Source organism: Shinella sp. M31 (assembly GCF_049199205.1).
Classification (GTDB): Bacteria; Pseudomonadota; Alphaproteobacteria; order Rhizobiales; family Rhizobiaceae; genus Shinella.
The window spans coordinates 15,643-36,044 of record NZ_JBLZPH010000079.1 but is presented as its reverse complement, the minus strand read 5'-3'; the positions used below and the strand labels follow the sequence as shown (position 1 = coordinate 36,044).

16 protein-coding genes are annotated in these 20,402 nt (G+C 65.5%); 10 read left to right on the top strand and 6 right to left on the bottom strand.

Annotated features, from left to right (window positions below; translation table 11 throughout):
- Positions 1-30 precede the first annotated feature (30 nt).
- From polA to ACOZKU_RS12715, 8 genes are all read left to right on the top strand, one after another.
- Positions 31-3,018 (top strand): DNA polymerase I, encoded by a 2,988-nt coding sequence (gene polA / locus ACOZKU_RS12750; protein ID WP_421579200.1) that lies wholly within the window; start codon positions 31-33, stop codon positions 3,016-3,018.
- A gap of 186 nt (positions 3,019-3,204) precedes the next feature.
- Positions 3,205-4,404 carry a glycosyltransferase family 4 protein gene (locus tag ACOZKU_RS12745; protein ID WP_421579199.1) on the top strand — a complete coding sequence of 400 codons (1,200 nt, stop codon included), beginning with the start codon at positions 3,205-3,207 and terminating at the stop codon, positions 4,402-4,404.
- Positions 4,405-4,466: 62 nt separating this feature from the next.
- Positions 4,467-5,519: a glycoside hydrolase family 5 protein gene (locus ACOZKU_RS12740; RefSeq protein ID WP_421579198.1), complete on the top strand. Its 1,053-nt coding sequence runs from the start codon at positions 4,467-4,469 to the stop codon at positions 5,517-5,519.
- Between the two features lie 311 nt (positions 5,520-5,830).
- The gene (locus tag ACOZKU_RS12735; protein WP_117368358.1) at positions 5,831-6,085 is read left to right on the top strand and encodes an acyl carrier protein; all 255 of its coding nucleotides are present in this window, start codon (positions 5,831-5,833) and stop codon (positions 6,083-6,085) included.
- Positions 6,082-7,254, top strand: coding sequence for an acyl-CoA dehydrogenase family protein (locus tag ACOZKU_RS12730; protein WP_421579197.1), 1,173 nt, complete (start codon positions 6,082-6,084; stop codon positions 7,252-7,254). The genes ACOZKU_RS12735 and ACOZKU_RS12730 overlap by 4 nt, the downstream gene beginning before the upstream one ends.
- Before the next feature lie 4 nt (positions 7,255-7,258).
- Entirely contained in the window at positions 7,259-8,173 is a 915-nt protein-coding gene (locus ACOZKU_RS12725) for an amino acid--[acyl-carrier-protein] ligase (RefSeq protein WP_421579196.1), read from the top strand.
- 2 nt (positions 8,174-8,175) lie between these two features.
- Positions 8,176-9,129, top strand: a complete 954-nt coding sequence (locus ACOZKU_RS12720; protein ID WP_421579195.1) for a DUF1839 family protein — start codon at positions 8,176-8,178, stop codon at positions 9,127-9,129.
- 27 nt (positions 9,130-9,156) lie between these two features.
- Positions 9,157-11,604 carry a glycoside hydrolase family 2 protein gene (locus tag ACOZKU_RS12715; protein WP_421579194.1) on the top strand — a complete coding sequence of 816 codons (2,448 nt, stop codon included), beginning with the start codon at positions 9,157-9,159 and terminating at the stop codon, positions 11,602-11,604.
- Positions 11,605-11,608: 4 nt separating this feature from the next.
- Here ACOZKU_RS12715 and ACOZKU_RS12710 read toward each other — a convergent pair whose 3' ends face one another.
- The 4 genes from ACOZKU_RS12710 to ACOZKU_RS12695 form a co-directional block, all read right to left on the bottom strand.
- Positions 11,609-13,414: an alpha/beta hydrolase gene (locus ACOZKU_RS12710; protein ID WP_421579193.1), complete on the bottom strand. Its 1,806-nt coding sequence runs from the start codon at positions 13,412-13,414 to the stop codon at positions 11,609-11,611.
- A complete protein-coding gene (locus ACOZKU_RS12705; RefSeq protein ID WP_421579192.1) occupies positions 13,411-14,940 on the bottom strand; it encodes a lipopolysaccharide biosynthesis protein in 1,530 nt (509 codons plus the stop codon). Before ACOZKU_RS12705 ends, ACOZKU_RS12710 begins: the two co-directional genes overlap by 4 nt.
- Before the next feature lie 73 nt (positions 14,941-15,013).
- The gene (locus ACOZKU_RS12700) at positions 15,014-15,961 is read right to left on the bottom strand and encodes a glycosyltransferase family 2 protein (RefSeq protein WP_421579191.1); all 948 of its coding nucleotides are present in this window, start codon (positions 15,959-15,961) and stop codon (positions 15,014-15,016) included.
- A 131-nt stretch (positions 15,962-16,092) separates the two neighbouring features.
- Entirely contained in the window at positions 16,093-16,281 is a 189-nt protein-coding gene (locus ACOZKU_RS12695; protein ID WP_421579190.1) for a hypothetical protein, read from the bottom strand.
- Positions 16,282-16,429: 148 nt separating this feature from the next.
- On the opposite strand from ACOZKU_RS12695, the gene ACOZKU_RS12690 reads away from it, so the two are divergent.
- Positions 16,430-17,011 (top strand): IMPACT family protein, encoded by a 582-nt coding sequence (locus ACOZKU_RS12690; protein WP_421579340.1) that lies wholly within the window; start codon positions 16,430-16,432, stop codon positions 17,009-17,011.
- A gap of 258 nt (positions 17,012-17,269) precedes the next feature.
- Positions 17,270-17,929 (top strand): peroxiredoxin, encoded by a 660-nt coding sequence (locus ACOZKU_RS12685; RefSeq protein WP_421579189.1) that lies wholly within the window; start codon positions 17,270-17,272, stop codon positions 17,927-17,929.
- A gap of 138 nt (positions 17,930-18,067) precedes the next feature.
- Here ACOZKU_RS12685 and ACOZKU_RS12680 read toward each other — a convergent pair whose 3' ends face one another.
- The gene (locus ACOZKU_RS12680; RefSeq protein WP_421579188.1) at positions 18,068-19,336 is read right to left on the bottom strand and encodes a glycerate kinase type-2 family protein; all 1,269 of its coding nucleotides are present in this window, start codon (positions 19,334-19,336) and stop codon (positions 18,068-18,070) included.
- Between the two features lie 163 nt (positions 19,337-19,499).
- Positions 19,500-20,384: a 2-hydroxy-3-oxopropionate reductase gene (locus ACOZKU_RS12675; protein ID WP_421579187.1), complete on the bottom strand. Its 885-nt coding sequence runs from the start codon at positions 20,382-20,384 to the stop codon at positions 19,500-19,502.
- Between the last annotated feature and the right edge of the window lie 18 nt (positions 20,385-20,402).

Here is a 20,402-nt window from a genome sequence, read left to right as displayed (position 1 = left end):
GGAAGGGCGCCCGCGCTATCCATTCACCCCATGAAAAAAGGTGATCATCTCTTCCTCGTCGACGGCTCCGGCTTCATCTTCCGCGCCTTCCACGCCATCCCGCCGCTCAACCGCAAATCGGACGGTTTGCCGGTCAATGCCGTCTCGGGTTTCTGCAATATGCTGTGGAAGCTCCTGAAGGATGCGCGCAATACCGATGTGGGTGTCACGCCGACGCATTTCGCCGTCATCTTCGACTATTCCTCGAAGACCTTCCGCAACGAACTCTACGACCAGTACAAGGCGAACCGCACCGCGCCGCCGGAAGACCTGATCCCGCAATTCGGCCTCATCCGCCATGCGACCCGCGCCTTCAACCTGCCCTGCATCGAGAAGGAGGGGTTCGAAGCCGACGACCTGATCGCCACCTATGCGCGGCTTGCCGAAGCCGACGGCGCCGATGTCACCATCGTCTCCTCCGACAAGGACCTCATGCAGCTCGTGACCGACAAGATCTCGATGTATGACAGCATGAAGGACAAGCAGATCTCCATTCCCGAGGTCATCGAGAAATGGGGCGTGCCGCCGGAAAAGATGATCGACCTGCAATCGCTGACCGGCGACAGCACCGACAACGTGCCCGGCGTGCCCGGCATCGGCCCGAAGACCGCCGCCCAGCTTCTGGAGGAATACGGCGATCTCGACACGCTTCTGGCCCGCGCCGAGGAGATCAAGCAGGTCAAGCGCCGCGAGAACATCATCGCCAACCGCGAGCTCGTGCTGATCTCGCGCCAGCTCGTCACCCTGAAGACCGATACGCCGCTCGACATGGGTCTGGACGAACTGACGCTCCATCCCCAGGACGGGCCCAAGCTCATCGCCTTCCTCAAGGCCATGGAATTCACTACGCTGACGCGCCGTGTCGCCGAGGATTGCGCCTGCGACGCTGCTGCCATCGACGCGGCCAATGTGCCGGTCGAATGGGGTGCGGAGGCGCATGGTCCCGATCTCGACAAGGGCGATGTCGCCGGTCCGGCGCTCGATCTCGACGGCAACGAAACGGCGGCGGAAGCCGCCGAGACGCTGCTGCCCACCGCCGGCCCTGACGGTGCCACACCGACATCGCTTGCCAGGGCGCGAGCCGAACGCTTCTCCGCCGCCCCGATCGACCACTCGACCTACGAGACGGTGCGCGATCTCGAAAGCCTCGACCGCTGGATCGCCGCCGCCCGCGAGACCGGCCTCGTCGCCTTCGATACCGAGACGACGTCGCTCGATGCCATGCAGGCCGAGCTCTGCGGCTTCTCGCTCGCCATCGCCGATAATGCCAAGGACCCGACGGGCCTGAAAATCCGGGCCTGCTACGTGCCGCTCAACCACAAGACCGGCGTCGGCGACCTGCTCGGCGGCGGGCTCGCCGAGGGGCAGATCCCGATCCGCGCGGCGCTGGAGCGGCTGAAGTCTCTGCTGGAGGACCCATCGGTCCTCAAGGTCGCGCAGAACCTCAAATACGACTATCTCGTCATGCGCCGCCACGGCATTACCGTGCAGAGCTTCGACGATACGATGCTGATGTCCTATGCGCTCGATGCCGGTGCCGGCACGCACGGCATGGACACGTTGTCAGAGCGCTGGCTCGGCCACAAGCCGATCGCCTACAAGGACGTCGCCGGCTCCGGCAAGGGCGCGCAGACCTTCGACATGGTCGATATTTCCCGCGCCACGGCCTATGCCGCCGAGGATGCCGACGTGACGCTGCGCCTCTGGCATGTGCTGAAACCGCGCCTTGCGGCAAACCGTATGACGACCGTTTACGAGCGGCTGGAACGCCCGCTGGTGCCGGTGCTGGCGCGTATGGAAGAGCGCGGCATCACCATCGACCGGCAGGTCCTGTCGCGCCTGTCGGGCGAACTGGCGCAGGGTGCGGCCGGCTACGAGGAGGAAATCTACGAGCTGGCCGGCGAGCGCTTCAACATCGGCTCGCCGAAACAACTCGGCGACATCCTGTTCGGCAAGATGGGCCTGCCCGGCGCCTCGAAGACCAAGACCGGCCAGTGGTCGACCTCCGCCCAGGTATTGGAAGATTTGGCCGCCCAGGGCATTCCGCTGCCGCGCAAGATCGTCGATTGGCGACAGCTCACCAAGCTGAAATCCACCTATACCGACGCGCTGCCCGGCTTCGTGCATCCCGATACCAAACGCGTGCACACGTCCTATGCGCTCGCCGCCACCACGACCGGCCGCCTCTCCTCCTCCGAACCGAACCTGCAAAACATCCCGGTCCGCACCGCCGAAGGCCGGAAAATCCGCACGGCCTTCATCTCGACGCCGGGCAACAAGCTGGTCTCGGCCGACTACAGCCAGATCGAACTGCGCGTGCTCGCCCATGTGGCCGAAATCCCGCAGTTGAAACAGGCCTTTGCCGACGGCGTGGATATCCACGCCATGACGGCATCCGAAATGTTCGGCGTTCCCGTCGAGGGCATGCCGTCGGAAGTGCGCCGCCGCGCCAAGGCGATCAATTTCGGCATCATCTACGGCATCTCGGCTTTCGGCCTCGCCAACCAGCTGTCGATCGAGCGGTCGGAAGCGAGCGACTACATCAAGAAGTATTTCGAGCGCTTCCCCGGCATCAAGGACTATATGGATTCAACCAAGGCCTTCGCCCGCGAGAATGGCTATGTCGAAACCATCTTCGGCCGCCGCGCGCATTACCCCGAGATCAAGTCGTCCAATCCCTCGGTGCGCGCCTTCAACGAACGCGCCTCGATCAACGCGCCGATCCAGGGTTCCGCCGCCGATATCATCCGCCGCGCCATGGTGAAGATGGAGCCCGCACTGGCCGCCGCCGGCCTGTCGGCCCGCATGCTGTTGCAGGTGCATGACGAACTGATCTTCGAGGTCGAGGACGGCGAGGTCGAAAAGGCCATCCCCGTCATCGTCGACGTCATGGAAAACGCCTCCATGCCGGCGCTTTCGATGAAAGTGCCGCTGAAGGTGGACGCGCGGGCCGCGACGAACTGGGACGAGGCGCATTGAGGCGTGCCGCCACGCCAACGCGCGGCGGTTGCAATCTCTTAATCCTGTTTGCGGAAGGCCGCGCGGCTTAACGCGGCCTTAACATCGCAGGCGCCTTGATCGGCGCGATTGGGCGCGATGGTGTCGCCCGGCAGCGTCGTCGCTTACGCGGCTGCGCCGCTCGATCCCCTGCTACGGATGACCGCGATGAGCCCTGCCACCCTTGCCGCCTCGACTATCTCAGCGCCGCTGGCCGTGCAGGTCGTGCGCCAGTACATACCGAACCGCGGCGGGCTGGAGGATGTCGTGGCGCAACTGTCGCGCCAGCTTCTGTCGCGCGGTTTTCGCGTGCGGGTCGTCACGCTCGACCGGCTGTTTTCCGCGCCGGACAAGACCTTGCCGGCGCGCGAGATCATCGACGGCGTCGAGGTCGTGCGCATTCCCTATTCCGGCAGCACGCGCTATCCGATCGCGCCGCAGGTCTTCCGCCATCTCGCGGACGCCGCCATCGTCCATGTGCATGCGATCGATTTCTTCTACGACGCCCTCGCTTGGGGCTGGCTGGCGCACCGCAAGCCTTTGATCGCCACGACCCATGGCGGCTTCTTCCACACCGCGAAATTCTCCGGCCTGAAGACGATCTGGTTCAACACGACGACGCGGCTTTCGGCGCTCGCCTATCGCCGCATCATCGGCTGCAGCGCGCAGGACACCCGCACCTTCCAGACGATTGCCGGCAAACGCGTCGTGCGCATCGACAATGGTGCGGATACGCAGAAATTCGGCGATGCGGGCGCGCGCGACGCCCGCCGCCGACTGATCACCGTCGGCCGCTTCTCCGTCAACAAGCGCCTCGACCGGCTGATGGACGCCATGGTGCCTTTGGCCGCCGCCGACCCGACCTGGCATCTCGACATTGCCGGCGTGCCCGGCGATCATTCCGCCGACGATCTGGCCACCATGGTGCGGGCGCGCGGCCTCGATGCCAATGTCACCGTGCATATCGGCCTCTCCAACGAGGCCGTGCGCGGGCTGATCGGCAATACTTCGCTCTTCGCCTCGGCCTCCGAATACGAGGGTTTCGGCCTCGTCGCCATCGAAGCGATGAGCGCCGGCCTCGTACCGGTGCTGCACCCGAATGTCGCCTATAGGGACCTCGCCGCCAGCCACCCGGAAATCCGGCTCTGCGATTTCGCCGACGCCCGCACGGCCGCCGACGGCATTGCAGGCGCCCACGCCATGCTGGCGCTCGATCCCGCCGGCTATCGCCGGGCGGCGATGGCGGCGGCGGGGGCCTATTCCTGGGACCGCGTGGCGGATCGCTACGCAGACGTGTATCGTGCCACCCTTGGCGGGACCAAATACGGCGAGCCACACGGGCTTCTGGCGGAACGTCCCGGCGCCTGACACGTTCGCTCCCTTTGTTTTCACGCAGGTCCGGCGGCGCGAAGCCCGGAACGGAGACAGGCATGGTATCCTCGGGCCGCGCATCGGCACTCTCCAAACTGGTGGTGGCAGCCATGGTCTCGCTTGCGATCCCGGCTCAGGCGGGCGCCGCCTGCCTGCGCGGCGTCAATCTGGCCGGCGCCGAGTTCGGCAAGGGCCGCGGTACCCACGGCAAGGACTACGCCTATCCCTCCGCCGAGACGATCGCCTATTTCGCCGGCAAGGGGTTCAACGCCGTGCGCCTGCCGTTCAAATGGGAACGGCTGCAACCACGCCTCAAGCGCGGCTTCGACAAGGCGGAGCACAAGCGGCTTTCCGAGACCGTGAAGGCGCTGCGCGCTGCCGGCATGACTGTCATCCTCGACCCGCACAACTACGCTTATTACGGCGGCAACCAGATCGGCTCGGCCAAGGTGCCCGACAGCGCCTTCGCCGACTTCTGGAAACGGCTGGCCGAGGACTACAAGGACGATGCCGGCGTGCAGTTCGGCTTGATGAACGAGCCCCATGACGTGACGGCCACGCAATGGCTCGCCTCCGCCAATGCCGCCATCGCCGCCATCCGCGAGACCGGCGCAAAAAACCTCGTGCTGGTGCCCGGCACGATCTGGACCGGCGCGCACAGCTGGGAGGCGGAACGCGATGGCGGCGCCAACGGCATCGTCATGCTCGGCATCGAGGATCCCGCCGACAACCATGCCTACGAAGTGCACCAGTATCTCGACGACGACTTTTCCGGCAAGGCGGAAACCTGCGCGCGCGCCAACGATGCGGTGAAGGCCCTTGAGGGGTTCACCGACTGGCTGAAACGCAACGGCAAGCGCGGCTTCCTCGGCGAGTTCGGCGGCTCCGCCGACAAGGCCTGCCTCGACGGCCTGGCCCGCATGACGGCACTCGTCAACAAGGAACAGGCGGTCTGGACCGGCTGGACCTATTGGGCCGGCGGCGACTGGTGGCCGGCGACGGAAGCGCTCAACATCCAGCCCACCGCCGACGGCGACCGGCCGCAGCTCGCCGCCCTCATCGCCGGCGGCGGCCTACCGGCAAAGCCTGGCACCTGCCCGTCCCTTCCCTGAACGGATTTTTCAAGTCCCGAAGCCGCCGATCCCACACGCTTTCAGAGTATGGCTAACGCAATGCAAATGGCGCGGTAACGTGCCATTGCAATACAGTGAAGATTGCGCGCAACACGCTGAAAAAGCAGGGCCATTCGGTATTTCTTCACGAAGCCTCGGTGATGCCCGGTTCAGGACGGAGCGCCCACTTTTCCGGCTTCACAAAATCTTATCCATGTCCCTTCAGCCGATCTTATCAACCGTCGGTTATGTCTTTCTCGAAGAATACGCACAGCCAGCCCCGGCCGGCCGAGAAACCGATGGAGACGAACATGAAGCAGAAGATTCGCGATATCCTGGGCAAACATGGCGGCCTCCCGGTTCCGGTCGAGACGCTCGCCGACGATGCCGATCTCTATGCGGCAGGCCTGTCCTCCTTCGCCTCCGTGCAGGTGATGCTCGGCATCGAGGAAGCCTTCGACGTCGAATTCCCCGACAACCTGCTCAACCGCAAGTCCTTCCAAAGCGTGGACGCGATCACGCGGGCGGTGTCGAGCCTCGTCGGCAATGCGGAGGCTGCCGAATGACCCTCACCGTCGGTTCGAGCCTTGCGGAACGCGCCGAGCGCGTTTCCGCCGTGGCCGCAGCGCATGCCGACGATGTGGACGTCAAGGGCCGCTTCCCGCGGGAAGCCGTCGACGCGATGATCGCCGAACGGCTATTGTCCATCCAGATCCCCGCCGCGCTTGGTGGCGAGGACGCAACGCTTTCGCAGATCGCGGAAGTCTGTTCGCTGCTCGGCCAGAGCTGCTCGGCCGCCGCCATGGTCTTCGCCATGCACCATATCAAGCTGTCGAGCCTCGTCTCGCACGGCGCCGGCGATGCCTGGCATTCCGGCTTCATGCGCCGTGTCTCCGACGAACAGCTGCTGCTCGCCTCGGCGACGACCGAAGGCGGTATCGGCGGCAACCTGCGCAACAGCATCTGCGCCATCGAGATCGACGGCGACACCTGCCGCCTGACGAAAGACGCCACCGTCATCTCCTACGGGGCGCATGCCGACGCGATCCTCATCACGTCGCGCGCCCATGCGGATGCCGCCTCGACCGACCAGGTCATGACGGTGTTCACCAAGGACCAGTACACGCTCGAGCAGACCCATGTCTGGGATACGCTCGGCATGCGCGGCACCTGCTCGGACGGCTGGCTGTTCAAGGGCGAGGCACCGAAGGAACAGATCCTGCCGAAGCCCTTCGCCGAGATCGCGGCCCAGTCGATGCTCGCCACCTCGCACCTGCTGTGGAGCGCGGTCTGGTACGGCATCGCCGTCAACGCGGTCGCTCGCGCCCAGGCTTTCGTGCGCGCCGCCGCCCGCAAGAGCCCCGGTGTTGCACCGCCCGGCGCGCTACGCCTCGCGGAAGCCTCCAACCTGCTGCAGCTCGTCAAGTCCAACACGATTGCCGGCCTTCGCGAATACGAGGCGGCCAAGGCGGATCCGGACCGGCTCTCCTCCATGGGCTTTGCGGTGGCGATGAACAACGTGAAGATCGCGTCGTCGGAAACGATCCTGTCCATCATCAACCAGGCCATGCTGATCGTCGGCATAATGGGCTACAAGAACGGCACGCCGTTCAGCCTCGGCCGGCATCTGCGCGACGCGCATTCCGCCCAGCTGATGATCTCCAACGACCGCATCCTCGGCAACACGTCCAACCTCCTGCTTGTTCACAAGCAGGACACCAGCCTGATCGGGTGACACCATGGATATGCAGACTTCGCTTCTCGACCGGCTCTTCGATTCGGGCCTTCTCATCGATACCGGCGTCGAAGGCCTCTATGGCCGCTCGGGCGCCTTCGAGGATGTGATCGCCCGCTTCGAGCGGCTGATCGATGCCTTCGGCGGTGCCGATGGCGCGGAAGCCATGCGCTTTCCGCCGGGCATGAACCGCGCGCATTTCGAGACCTCCGGCTACATGAAGAGCTTCCCGCAGCTCGCCGGCACCGTGCACAGCTTCTGCGGCAACGATGCCGACCACATGAACCTGCTGCAGTGCATGGAAGTGAACGGCGACTGGACCAAGGACCAGAACGCGACGGACATCGTGCTGACGCCGGCGGCCTGCTATCCGCTCTACCCGACCATCGCCAAGCGCGGCCGCCTGCCGGCCAAGGGCGGTCTCTACGACCTGCAGTCCTATTGCTTCCGTCATGAGCCGTCGAACGATCCGGCCCGTCAGCAGCTGTTCCGCATGCGCGAATATGTCTGCATGGGCACGCAGGAGCATGTGACCGAGTTCCGCCAGACCTGGATGGACCGCGGCCTGGAAATGATGGCCAAGGTCGGCCTCGATGTGACGATGGATGTGGCGAACGACCCGTTCTTCGGCCGCGCCGGCCGCATGATGGCCAACAACCAGCGTGACCAGAACCTGAAGTTCGAGCTGCTCATTCCGGTGACCTCGGCCGCCAAGCCGACGGCCTGCATGAGCTTCAACTACCATCAGGACGCCTTCGGCGCGAAGTGGGGCCTCAACCTCGAAAACGGCGACGTCGCGCACACCGCCTGCGTCGGCTTCGGCCTGGAGCGCATCGCGCTTGCCCTCTTCGCCCGCCACGGCATGGACATCGCGACCTGGCCGGCGGATGTCCGCAAGGTTCTGGGATATCAGGACTGAGCATGGCTGCCGTCTTCGCCGGGGCCAATCCCGAGACCTACCGGCCGCATGCCCTGCACGATGCGGAGCGCATGTGGCCGGAGACGAATTGCTACGTCGACCTCTGGATCGAGGTGCTGAATGCGTTCGGCACTCACCCGGAGGCGATGCTCGGCTTCTCGCTGACCCAGGATTTCGAGGGCGACCAGTTCACCTTCTTCAAGGTGCCGCTGGAGGACCTTGAAACGCTTTACGGCATCCGCGCGACGGAACTCGCCATCTTCGATAAAGTGGAAAGCCACTTCGCGGCGCAGATCGCCCGCGGCCGTCTCTGCCTCGTCGAGATGGACAGTTTCTACATGCCGGACACCCGCGGCGTCGCCTACCGCCAGGAGCACGGCAAGACGACGGTCGCGATCAACCGGCTGGATCTTGAAGGCAAGCAGCTCGACTATTTTCACAATGCCGGTTTCTTCAGGCTGGAGGGCGAGGATTTCGACGGCCTGTTCCACCTGAACGACGGCCCCGAAGACCTGCCCTTCCTGCCCTACACGGAATTCGCCAAATTTCCGGACAAACGGCCCGACGAGGCGCATCTGCGCCGAGAGGCAAAGCGCCTGCTTACCTTCCATTTCGCCCGGCGCCCAACAGAAAACCCGGTTGCGGCCTTCGCGAAGGTGTTCCCGAAGCAGGTCGAGGTGGTGGCGGATCGCCCCTTCGGCTTCTTCCACAAATACGCCTTCAACACGCTGCGCCAGCTCGGCGCCAATTTCGAGCTGGCCGGCAGCCATCTCGACTGGCTCGGCTTCGACGGCGGCGATGCCGCGCGCAAGATTTCGGAGACGGCGAAGTCGGTGCAGTTCCAGCTCGCCCGCGCCGTGACGCGTCGGAAATTCGATCCGCTGGCGACAGCGCTCGATCCGGCGATCGAAGCGTGGGATACACTGATGGCTGAATTGGCCACCCGCATCGACTGAAGCCCGTATTGACTTAAGGAAGACGTGATGTCCGAGACCGGAAAGGCGCTTTCCACCGGCTGGCGCATGGCGCTGACAGCGGCCAATGCTGCCGCCGACCCGGCCGCGCTGGAAAACCTTTCCGACTTTCTCGATGCCCCCGTGCCCGGCACGGTCGCCGGTGCGCTGGAACGCGCCGGCCGCTTCGACCGCACCGCCCCCGTCCCGCTCGACCATCTCGACGCCTGGTACGTGCTCGACCTCTCGAGCGAGGCGCCAGGCGAGGCCGTGCTGCATTTCGATGGCCTCGCCACGATCACCGAGATCTGGTGGAACGGCGCGCTTGCCCTGTCCTCCGGCAGCATGTTCGTGCGCCATGCGCTTCCCGTCACGCTGACCGGCAACGACCACCTTGCCCTTTGCTTTCGTGCGCTGAAGCCGCATCTGGAAAAGCGCGGCCCCCGTGCCCGCTGGCGCCCGCAGATGATCACGCCGCAGGGCCTGCGTCTCGTGCGCACCACCCTGCTCGGCCGCATGCCCGGCTGGTGCCCGGAGGTCCATGCATCCGGTCCATGGCGGCCGGTGCGCCTCACCCGCCCGACACCTGCCATCGCGACCGATATCCGCCTCTCTGCGCGCCTTCATGAAAACGGCAAGGGTCAGTTGGAGATCGGCTTCACACTCGACAGTGCGATGGCACCGGTCGTGGAATGCGCCGGCGTTTCCGTGGAAGCGATCCCGAACGGCGAACGCAGCTTCAGCGCGAGCCTCACCATCCCCGGCGTCGAGGCTTGGTGGCCGCACACCCATGGAACACCCGTCCTGCACGACATTTCCCTCGTGATGGATGGCGTACGCCAGAAACTCGGCCGGTGCGGCTTCCGCCGCATCGAGATCGACCGTGGCGCCGACGGCCGCGACTTTGCGCTTTTCGTCAACGGTGTCAAAATCTTCTGCCGCGGCGCGGTCTGGACCAATGCCGATATCGTCGATCTGCCGGGCACGCGCGACCGCTATGAGCCGCTGCTCAAGCTCGCCGCCGACGCCCATATGAACATGCTACGCATTGGCGGTACCATGGCCTATGAGACGCCGGACTTCTTCGCGCTGTGCGATGAGCTCGGCATTCTCGTCTGGCAGGATTTCCAGTTCGCAAATTTCGATTATCCGGCAAACGACCCGGCCTTCGTCGCGACTGTGCAGGCGGAAGTTTCGCAGTTCCTCGACGCCACTGCCGCCTCGCCCTCGCTCGCCGTGCTCTGCGGCGGCAGCGAAATCGATCAACAGGCGGGGATGCTCGGCCTGCCGCAGGCGGCCTGGGCCGGGCCGTGGACGCTCGACATCCTGCCGGCGCTCGTCGCGGCGCACCGCCCCGACGTGCCCTATGTCGAGAATTCCCCGAGCGGGGGCGCCATGCCCTTCGCGCCGAATGCCGGTGTGGCGCACTACTACGGCGTCGGCGCCTATTGCCGGCCGCTGGAGGATGCACGCCGCGCGGAAGTGCGCTTCGCCGCCGAAAGCCTCGCCTTCGCCAATGTGCCGGAGCAGGAGACGCTCGACACGCACCTGCCCGTGCCTGCCGTGCATGATCCGCGCTGGAAGGCTCGCGTACCGCGCGACCGTGGCGCCTCCTGGGACTTCGAGGACGTGCGCGACCACTATCTCGGCCTGCTCTATGAAGAAGACCCCGCCCGCCTGCGCCGTGAAGACCCTTCGCGCTATCTTGATCTCTCCCGCGCCGCAGTCGCCGAGGTGATGGAAGCGACCTTTACCGAATGGCGGCGCGAACAGTCGACCTGTAACGGCGCGCTGGTCTGGACTTATCAGGACCTCCTGCCCGGTGCCGGCTGGGGCATTGTCGATGCGACGGGCCTGCCGAAATCGGCCTGGCATGCGCTGCGTCGTGCGTTTCGGCCCGTGCAGGTCACGCTGTCGGACGAGGGCACGAACGGCCTCGACGTGCATGTCCTCAATGAAAGCGCCTGTGAACAGCAGCTGACGCTGGAACTCGCCTGCCTGCGCCATGGCCGGCAGACCGTCGTTTCCGGCAAGCGCGACGTGGCGCTCGCCCCGCATTCCGCCCTGACGATGCCGGCGACCGACCTCTTCGGCGCATTCTTCGACACGACCTATGCCTTCCGCTTCGGCCCGCCCGCCCATGACGTCACGGTCGGCCGATTGGTCGATGGCGAGGGGCGGATGGTGGCCGAAGCCTTCCATTTTCCACGCGGCCGGGCGAAAGCGATGGCGACGTCCCTGCTTTCCGCAGAGCTGCGGCAGGATGCGGAGGGCTGGGTACTCGATCTCTCGACGGACCGCTTCGTTCAGTCCGTCGCCATCGAGGCGGAGGGTTTTGTGGCCGACGACAGCTGGTTCCATCTGGCGCCGGGCAGAGTCAAGCCGATCAGGCTCTCGCCGCGCATCGGCACCGACCCTGCGGCAAAACCGCAGGGCACCATCCGCGGCATCGGCGCGGAAACCGTTATTTCCTTCTAAAAAATCAGCCGGCCTTCAGGGCCGCATCGAGCAGCAGCGCGCGATAGGCCGCCTGCGCCTGTGGCGGCGACAGGTTGTGATCGGCGTCAGGGATCGTCTCAACCCTGACATTGCCTTGGTGCGAGAGACCCCGGCGGCCGAAATCCATCTTCAGGCGCTCCAGCCCGACATCGCCTTCGCTGTAGATCAGCAGGACGGGAACCTCGCGGGCCGCAAGACCGTGGAAATCGCCATGTGCCGCCAGGCTCAGCCGGCCGGCGCGGGTGAAGCGGCCGAAAAGACCGGGTGCCAGCGCGACAAGCCGGCGCAGAATCTGCAGGCCGACATTGGAAAGCGCCCGACCGAGATTGATCTCTCCGGCGAAAAGCCGGCGGAAGGTCGCCGGATCGAACAGGCGCTGGCGATAGTCGTCGAGCGAGCGCGGATTGACCTTGAGCGCCTCGTCGACCGACATGTCGGGATCCCAGCGGAACGTATAGGCATTGACCGGCACGACGGCGGCGATACGGCGGTCATCGACGGCGGCGCGGAAGGCGAGATAGGCGCCGCTGCACCGCCCCGCCGCCACGACCGGTCCGAGACCGCGTTTCTCAAGCAGATCAACGGCGGAGCGGGCATCGGCCAGTTGTGTGTCACTGTATTGCACCTGCTCGGGTGCAGCCGGAGCCGGCGGGCTGTCACCGACATTCGCGGCATCGAAGCGTAGCGAGGCAACGCCGTTTCCGGCCAGGTGCCGCGCCGTTTCCGTCACGCCCCGCGCCCAGCCGGCCTGCCGGTCATAGGCCGTGCCGAACAGCAGGACCGTGGCGCCACGGCGCGGACCATCCGGCAGGCAGAGCGTGCCGAACAGCCGGGCATTGTCACCGAACCGCAGCGGCTCCTCGACAAAACCTTGACCGGCCAGATGGACCGTGACAGGCAAAGGCTCCGGCGCGTCCGCATTCGCGCCTTTATAGGCAAGCTGCGCGAGCCATTCCGCAACACCCTCGATCACCGCCAGCGGCTGATGCGCCAGCGTGGGGTTGGAAACGAGATCGTCATAGCCGGCATAGTCCAAACGGGAGACCGCAGTACCCAGCGTGGCGAGATGGGCGGCGAATGCCGCATCCTTCTCCCGCCCCGGCCGCTCCACGACGAGCGCCCTGCCGAAGGGCTGGGCCTCCAGCCGTTCGAGATTGAAGCCGCGTACCGTCTCGGCGATCTTTTCCGGCAGGACGAGGCCGGCAATGGCAGTGCCTTCGGTGATGCGCTGCTCCTGCCGCAGGCCCAGGCCTTCATCGACCATCTTCGACCAGGCGGAGAGTTCGCGCAGATAGAAACGGCCGCTGACGACGGGCGCCATCAGCACGCCGGCATCGGCGCCAAGTGCCGTGCCCAGCCGCGCGGCGAAGGTCGCGCCGAGGCCATGGCCGATCAGGACCAGCCGGCGGGCGCCGGAAAAGCGACGCAGCGTGCGAGCCGCCTCGACGATGGCGTCGTCCCAAGCCGCGAGATCGGCGGGCTCTGAAAGATCGAGCGCATCGCCGGTCCCCGGATAATCGAAGCGCAGGCTGGCGAGACCCAGCGTCGCGGCGCGCTCGGCCAGCAGACGCCAGAGTTTTCGCGTGCACATTTCCTCGAACCCCCAGGGGCTGAGAAACAGCACGGCGGCATCCGAGAGCAGGCTTCCGGCCGCCGGCGGCGTATAGAGGCCGACGGTTGCGCCAAAAACGACGGGATGCGCCGCCTCACCGGAATGCCAGGCGGATCTGACGATCTGCTCCGACTTCGCCTTTGTCTTCTCCTCGCCCGAATACATACGCCCCCTCATTCCCCCGCCGGCTGGGCGGCCGGCATCGGCACCACGAAGGCCAGCAGACGGCGTGCGATGCGGCCGGGTTTCATGGGCAGCGATTTCAGCATGCCGTCAATGACTGCGCCGTCTTCCGGTGGCACGGCGCGCAACAGGCGCAGCAGCGCCGCATAGGCGATGGCGCCGGCCAGGATACCCGCGACAACGCCCGCAAAACCGCCGATCTCCTCGGCGACCGGCCAGGCGGCGAGGCCGCAGCCCGCGCCCGCCAGCGCCACCTTGATCAACACGCCCGGCAGCTGCGCCGACATGGCGCCGCGGCCGACGCCGGTCAGAAGCAAAACGGCGATTACGGCAAAGACCACGCCGCGCACGGTCGCCGCTCCCGCCCCGCCCCAGGTCGGCACGACGAGCAGGCAGCCGATGACCATCAGCGTCGCGCCGATGCCGGAGGCGGCAAGCCGGATTTTCACCCGGTCCATGGAGTAGAGATATTGCGTGATGAGCTGGCCGAGCACATAGGCCGGCGAGCCTGCCGCGAGGATTGCGACGATCAGCCCGGCCTCGGCAAATGGCGCACCATAGACCGCCGTTACCAGCGGGTGGGCGATGGCCGCAAGGCCGAAGCACAGCGGGAAAGTGATATAGGCGAAGCTGCGCACCACACCGTCGAACACCGCGACATGCACTGTGCCGCCTGAGGCTTCGCGCCGTTCTGCATAGTAGGGCAGCAGGCTACCCGTCAACTGTACGGGAAGCTGCAGCGCCAGATTGGCGAGCGACAGCGCCACGGCATAATAACCGACCTCGCCGAGCGAGCGGAAATGCTGCAGGAAGAACAGTTCCGGGCGGCTCAAGAAGACGGCGCTGACGACATATTCGAAAAACAGCACCGCCGAGGTGGCGAGCAGATAGCGGCGTCGATAGCCGGCATTGTCGCGGCGCGCGCCGAACAGGCCGAGCGTGTAGAGGAACTGCACGCACTGGCCGGCAATGTAGCCGAACAGCGCGCCATCGATGCCGTAGAAAACAGCGCCGACGACGACGAAGGCCATCTGGAGCAGAGACGAGAGCGCCGTGATGCGGAAGAAGGTGCCGACGCGCTGCTCGCCGATCAGGAAATTCTTGGAGAACGAGCCGATCGACTGGATCAGCAGCAGGGCGGCCGTGAGCACGACGATGCCCGTCGTGACATCCGTGCCGTAGAGCAGCGGGGTCTTGAAGGCGAGGCCGAAATAGAGCGCGACGAGCAGGAGGGTGGAGGCGATGACCGGCAGTGCGAGATAGGCGGCAAAGCCGCGCCGGCCCGCCTCGTCGACGCCGCGCGCCTTCAATTGCGGCAGGAGGCGCAGCAAAAGGACTCCGGTACCGAGCTCGGCGACCAGCGCACCGGTGGCACCGATCCACAGCGCGAAGGCGATCGTGCCGTTCGCCTCCGGCCCGAGCAGGCGCGCCACGAGGATCGAACAGGCAAAGCCCGTCACCAGCAGCAGCATTCCCGCCGCCGCGTTCATGATCGAATTGGACATGATGCCCTTGCTCATCGGTCGTTCCATCCGCCGCATGCGACCGCGGAAACGCCGCGGTTCTTCAGCGGGAAACGCTAGAGCGAAACCCTTAAGATATCGTCGTTCCCGAGGGGGCCGTGCGCCAGCCGGACCAGCGGCCGGCAAGGATTTCCCGCGAGCGACGGGCACGCGCGGCGCGGCCGGTCAGCGTAAAGACCGCCATGCCGGCGATGGGGCGCAGGAGATGAGGCAGGTAATCCAGAAAGCGGTAACCATGTTTGCGCATCACGTAGCCTAGACCGGCACCATAGATGCGCATTTTCCGCGCGCCGTCCGGCGTTTCGGCGAGCAGGCGATCATCGGGATGGTGCCCGGTGAGCGCGGGGTCGTAACGGCCCTTCGCGCCGTTCGACAAGAGGTTCAGGGCAAGGTCCTGCACCTCATAGGCTCCCCAGGGCGTGCCGGAGCCGGGGCCGATGCGCGCATCGAAGCCGCCCGCCTTGGCGAAGGCCTCGCGGCGGACGAACAGCATCCATTCGATCAGCGTCGTCCAGACATTGTCCCGCACGATCGGCTGCGGCTCCAGCGAAAACCGTCCCATGATGGTCTCGCCTTCGGCATTGACGGCCCGTCCGCAGTAGAAATCCGCAGGCTCGGCAGCGGAGATGGCGTCGAAGCGCTTCAGGAGATCGGCGGGATACCAGCAATCGTCGTCCGGAAAGATCAGCCATGTGCCGCGCGCCTCGGCAGCGCCGAGATTGCGGGCTCGGCAGACGCCGGCGCGGTCGGTCCTCAGATGGCGGATCGTCAGGCGGTCGGCCCAGCCGGCGACGATGGGAACGAGCCGGTCGTCCTTGTTCTGGTCGACGAGAATGACTTCGAAATCGCGCCGGCCGAAGGCGGCAAGCGAAGCGAAGAGCACATCGAGTTCACTGGAACGGCCGAGCGTCGCGACAATCATCGACAGGAGGAAAACCGGATCGTCCGGAAACATGAGCAGGCCTTGCAAACGATCGATGATAGCGCCGACGTGGCGGTCTTCCGCCGTCTCACGCAATTTGTCTACAAAACCTTAACCCAGGATGAACGCTACCGGGAATAGCCAGCCGATGCGTTGCGTCTCCGATCGGGCCGTCAAACCCGACGACAGGAATTCATCCATCATTTCCTGTAGGTGCGTATGGGTCGTCAGAAGAAGACGTGCAGCGGCCATTGCACCTGGCGCCGGGCCGAAGAAAGGCGGCTGCCTTCGAGGGGCAGGCGCTCCTCGGTGACGCTGCCGGCCGTGTCGGCCTGCGCGGATTGTTCGTCCTTGGGCTGGAAGCCGACCGGATAGAGGTTGAAATAGCCAAGCGTCACGCCGCCGAGATACATCATGTGCAATTCCCGTTTTTAACGTCCCGGCAAACATGATGGCGAAATCGTGGCGGCTGTCAATAGTCTATAGAATTGGTGCATTATTCTGCACTTGCCGGCGAGCCCTCCGAACGGCTAGGAGGCAATAACCCGAATGGACGCTGCCCCCTTGTACACGCTGGACCAGACCGAGCATTTCGAGCAGGAAATCCGCAAGAGCCGGTTTCTGGCGATTGCTTGCCCGGTCGAGACCGAGGCGGAGGCGAAAGCGCTGATAGCGGGGGTTTCCGACCTCTCGGCAAGTCACAATTGCTGGGCTTGGCGCATCGGCCAGGCCTATCGCTTCAGCGACGACGGCGAGCCGAGCGGTACCGCGGGCAAGCCGATCCTGCAGGCCATCGACGGGCAGGCGCTGGACCGCACGCTGGTGGTCGTCACGCGTTGGTTCGGCGGTATTCTTCTCGGCAGCGGCGGGCTGATGCGCGCCTATGGCGGCACGGCGGCGCTTTGCCTGCGCGCCGCTGCCAAGACGGAGTATGTCGAGCGTGCGGCGCTTTCCGTCTCGCTCGGCTTTTCCGACCTCGCCCTCGTCAAGGCGCGGCTTGCAGCGCTGCCGGGCTTGATGATCGACGACGAGGTTTTCCATGACAGCGGCGCGCGCCTGTTCTTCCGCATTCCCTCGGAGCGGGCGGAAGAGACGCTGCGGCTGATCGTCGATCTGACCAGCGGGCGCGCCGAAATCGGCGAATAGCGCCTATTTCGAGCTTCCCAAGAAATAAAATCACCTTTCCATTCGCAAGCGACTTGGCGGAACGGTTTGGCGTGCGATTCAGGAGTCGCCGAAAGCCTTCTTTCCAGCGGCGGAAACGGCGCAAAGATGCGCTCCCCGCCCCTCCCTCGCCGGGGCCCAGCCGCTATAGGCAATCGGAGATTTTCGGTCTATTGAGCCGCCTGGATACACTTTTCGCGGGCTCTGCCTGCGATCGCGCACGACAGAGAGGACCATCCCATGAGCCTTCGCATCAACGACATCGCTCCTGATTTCACCGCCGAAACCACTGCCGGCACGATCAATTTCCATGAGTGGATCGGCAATGGCTGGGCCGTGCTCTTCTCGCACCCCAAGAACTTCACCCCGGTCTGCACCACCGAGCTCGGCGCCATGGCCGGCATCGAGGGCGAGTTCCGCAAGCGTGGCGTCAAGATCATCGGCATCTCCGTCGATCCGGTCGACAGCCACGCCAAGTGGAAGGCCGACATCCGCACCGCCACCGGCTTCGACGTCGACTATCCTCTGATCGGCGACAAGGACCTGGCGGTCGCCAAGCTCTACGACATGCTGCCGGCCGCCGCCGGTGACAGCTCCGACGGCCGCACGCCCGCCGACAACGCGACGGTCCGCTCCGTCTTCGTCATCGGCCCGGACAAGAGGATCAAGCTGATCCTCACCTATCCGATGACGACGGGCCGCAATTTTGCGGAAATCCTGCGCGCCATCGATTCGATCCAGCTCACCAGCAAGCACCAGGTGGCAACGCCAGCCAACTGGCAGCAGGGCGACGACGTCATCATCACCGCCGCCGTCTCCAACGAGGACGCCATCGCCCGCTTCGGCTCCTTCGACACGGTGCTGCCCTACCTGCGCAAGACCAAGCAGCCGGCTGCCTGATCGGGCATGACCCGAGCATCCACCCGCTGCGAGTGGGGCGTGGATCCTCGACTCAAGGCCGAGGATGACGTTGGTGGGGAGGAAAAGGACCGCCTATAGCAAAACAGCCCCGGCTTGCCGGGGCTGTTTTCGTTCGGGCTACTGTATCAGGATCGCCCTGAAGTCGTTGACGTTCGTGCCCGTCGGCCCCGGCACGAAGAGGTCGCCGAGCGCATCGAAGGCGCTCCAGCTGTCATTGCGCGACAGGAACTCCGCGGCATCCTTGCCCTTGTCGGCAAGGCGCGCGACGGTGGTGCCGTCGGCGAAGGCGCCGGCATTGTCCTCCGAACCGTCGATGCCATCCGTGTCGGCAGCAAGCGCGTAGAGGCCTTCGAGGCCATCGGCGGCGCAGGCGAAGGACAGCAGGAACTCGCCATTGCGGCCGCCCTTGCCCTTGCCCTTGATCGTCACAGTGGTCTCACCACCCGAGAGGATGACGACCGGCTTCTTGAACGGCCGGTCGCGGCGCACGACTTCGGCAGCGATGGCGGCATGCACGCGGCCGACTTCCGAGGCTTCGCCCTCGATGGCATCGGATAGGATGACGGCTTCGACGCCAGCCTTCTTCGCCGCATCGGCGGCGGCCTCCAGCGACACGGCGGCGGAGGCGACCAGCTTCACCTCGTTGCGGGCAAAACAGGCGTCGGTCGGCAGCGGCGGCTCGTCCTTGCCGCCCTGGATATGGCGCATCACGGCTTCCGGCAGGTCGAGGCGGTAGCGCTCGATGAGGCGCAGCGCGTCGGCGCGCGTGGTGGCGTCGGCAATGGTCGGGCCGGAGGCGACGAGCGCCGGATTGTCGCCGGGAATATCGGACACGACCAGCGAGACGACGCGGGCCGGATGGGCAAGCGCGGCAAGCCGGCCGCCCTTGATGCGCGAGACCTGCTTGCGCACGGCGTTCATGGCGCTGATCGGCGCACCGGAGGCGAGCAGCGCCTTGTTGACGGCGATCTCGTCGGCGAGCGTCAGATCGCCGGCCGGGGCCGGCAGGAGAGCGGAGCCACCGCCGCAGACCAACGCCACGACGAGGTCGTCTTCGGTCAGGCCACGCACGGCGGCCATCAGCCGGCCGGAGGCGAGCAGGCCACTGTCGTCAGGCACGGGATGGGCGGCTTCCAAAACCTCGATGCGCTCACACGGGACGGCATAGCCGTATCGCGTGACGATCACGCCGGTCAGCGGCGCATCCCACAGGCGCTCGAAGGCGCGGGCCATCTGCGCGGCGCCCTTGCCGGCGCCGATCACCACCGTGCGGCCCTTCGGCTTTTCCGGCAGGTTGGCGGCGAGCACCTTGTCCGGATCGGCGGCGGCGACCGCAATGGAGAACAAATTTTTGAGAAAGGCGCGCGGGTCTGCGATAGCGGGCATCGGGTTCCTCCAAGTCTGCGGTGCGCAGGTCTTATAAAACATAACCCCTCATCCGCAAGCCGCACCGTTCCCCGATGAGAGAAGGCGCGGCGGGATGAGGGTCATGTCTCCTCCAGAAGGGGTGACCGGGCGGGGCTCCCCTCCCCGCCCGGTCAGGCCGTCGTCAAGCGACGGCGTGGTTCGCCATGCGCTCCAGCGCCGTGACGAGACCTGAGTGATCGAGGCCGGCATCGCCATGGGCGGCGCACTGGTTGAAGAGTTCCTGCGTCGAGGCGGTGTTGGGCAGCGAAACGCCCAGCGCCTTGGCGCCCTGGAGCGCCAGGTTGAGGTCCTTCTGGTGCAGCGAGATGCGGAAGCCAGGATCAAAAGTACGCTTGACCATGCGGTCGCCATGCACTTCGAGAATGCGCGAGGAGGCGAAGCCACCCATCAGCGCTTCCCGGACGCGGGCCGGGTCGGCGCCGGCTTTGGATGCGAAGACGAGCGCTTCCGCAACGGCCTCGATGGTGAGGGCCACGATGATCTGGTTGGCGACTTTGGTCACCTGGCCGTCGCCGCAATCGCCGACGAGCGTGATGTTCTTGCCCATCAGCTGGAAGAGCGGAAGCGCGCGGTCGAAGCTTTCCTGCGAGCCGCCGGCCATGATGGAGAGCGAGGCGTTCTTGGCGCCGACTTCACCGCCCGAGACCGGGCCGTCGACATATTCAGCGCCGGTTTCACGGACCTTCTTGGCGAATTCCTTGGTGGCGATCGGCGAGATCGAGCTCATGTCGATGACGAGCTTGCCGGCCTTGAGGCCGAAGGCGACGCCGTTCTCACCGAACAGGACGTCCTGCACTTCCGGGGTGTCGGGCAGCATGAGGATGATCGTGTCGACGGTCTCGGCCAGCGCCTTGGGGCTGTCGACGATCTGCAGGCCGTTATCGACCAGGTCCTTGTGCGGCGGGATGAAGAACTTCGAGGTGATGACCGTGTGGCCGGCATTCTGCAGGTGGCGCGCCATGGGGGTGCCCATGATGCCGAGGCCGATGAAACCGATATTTGCCATGATGTTTACTCCCAATCA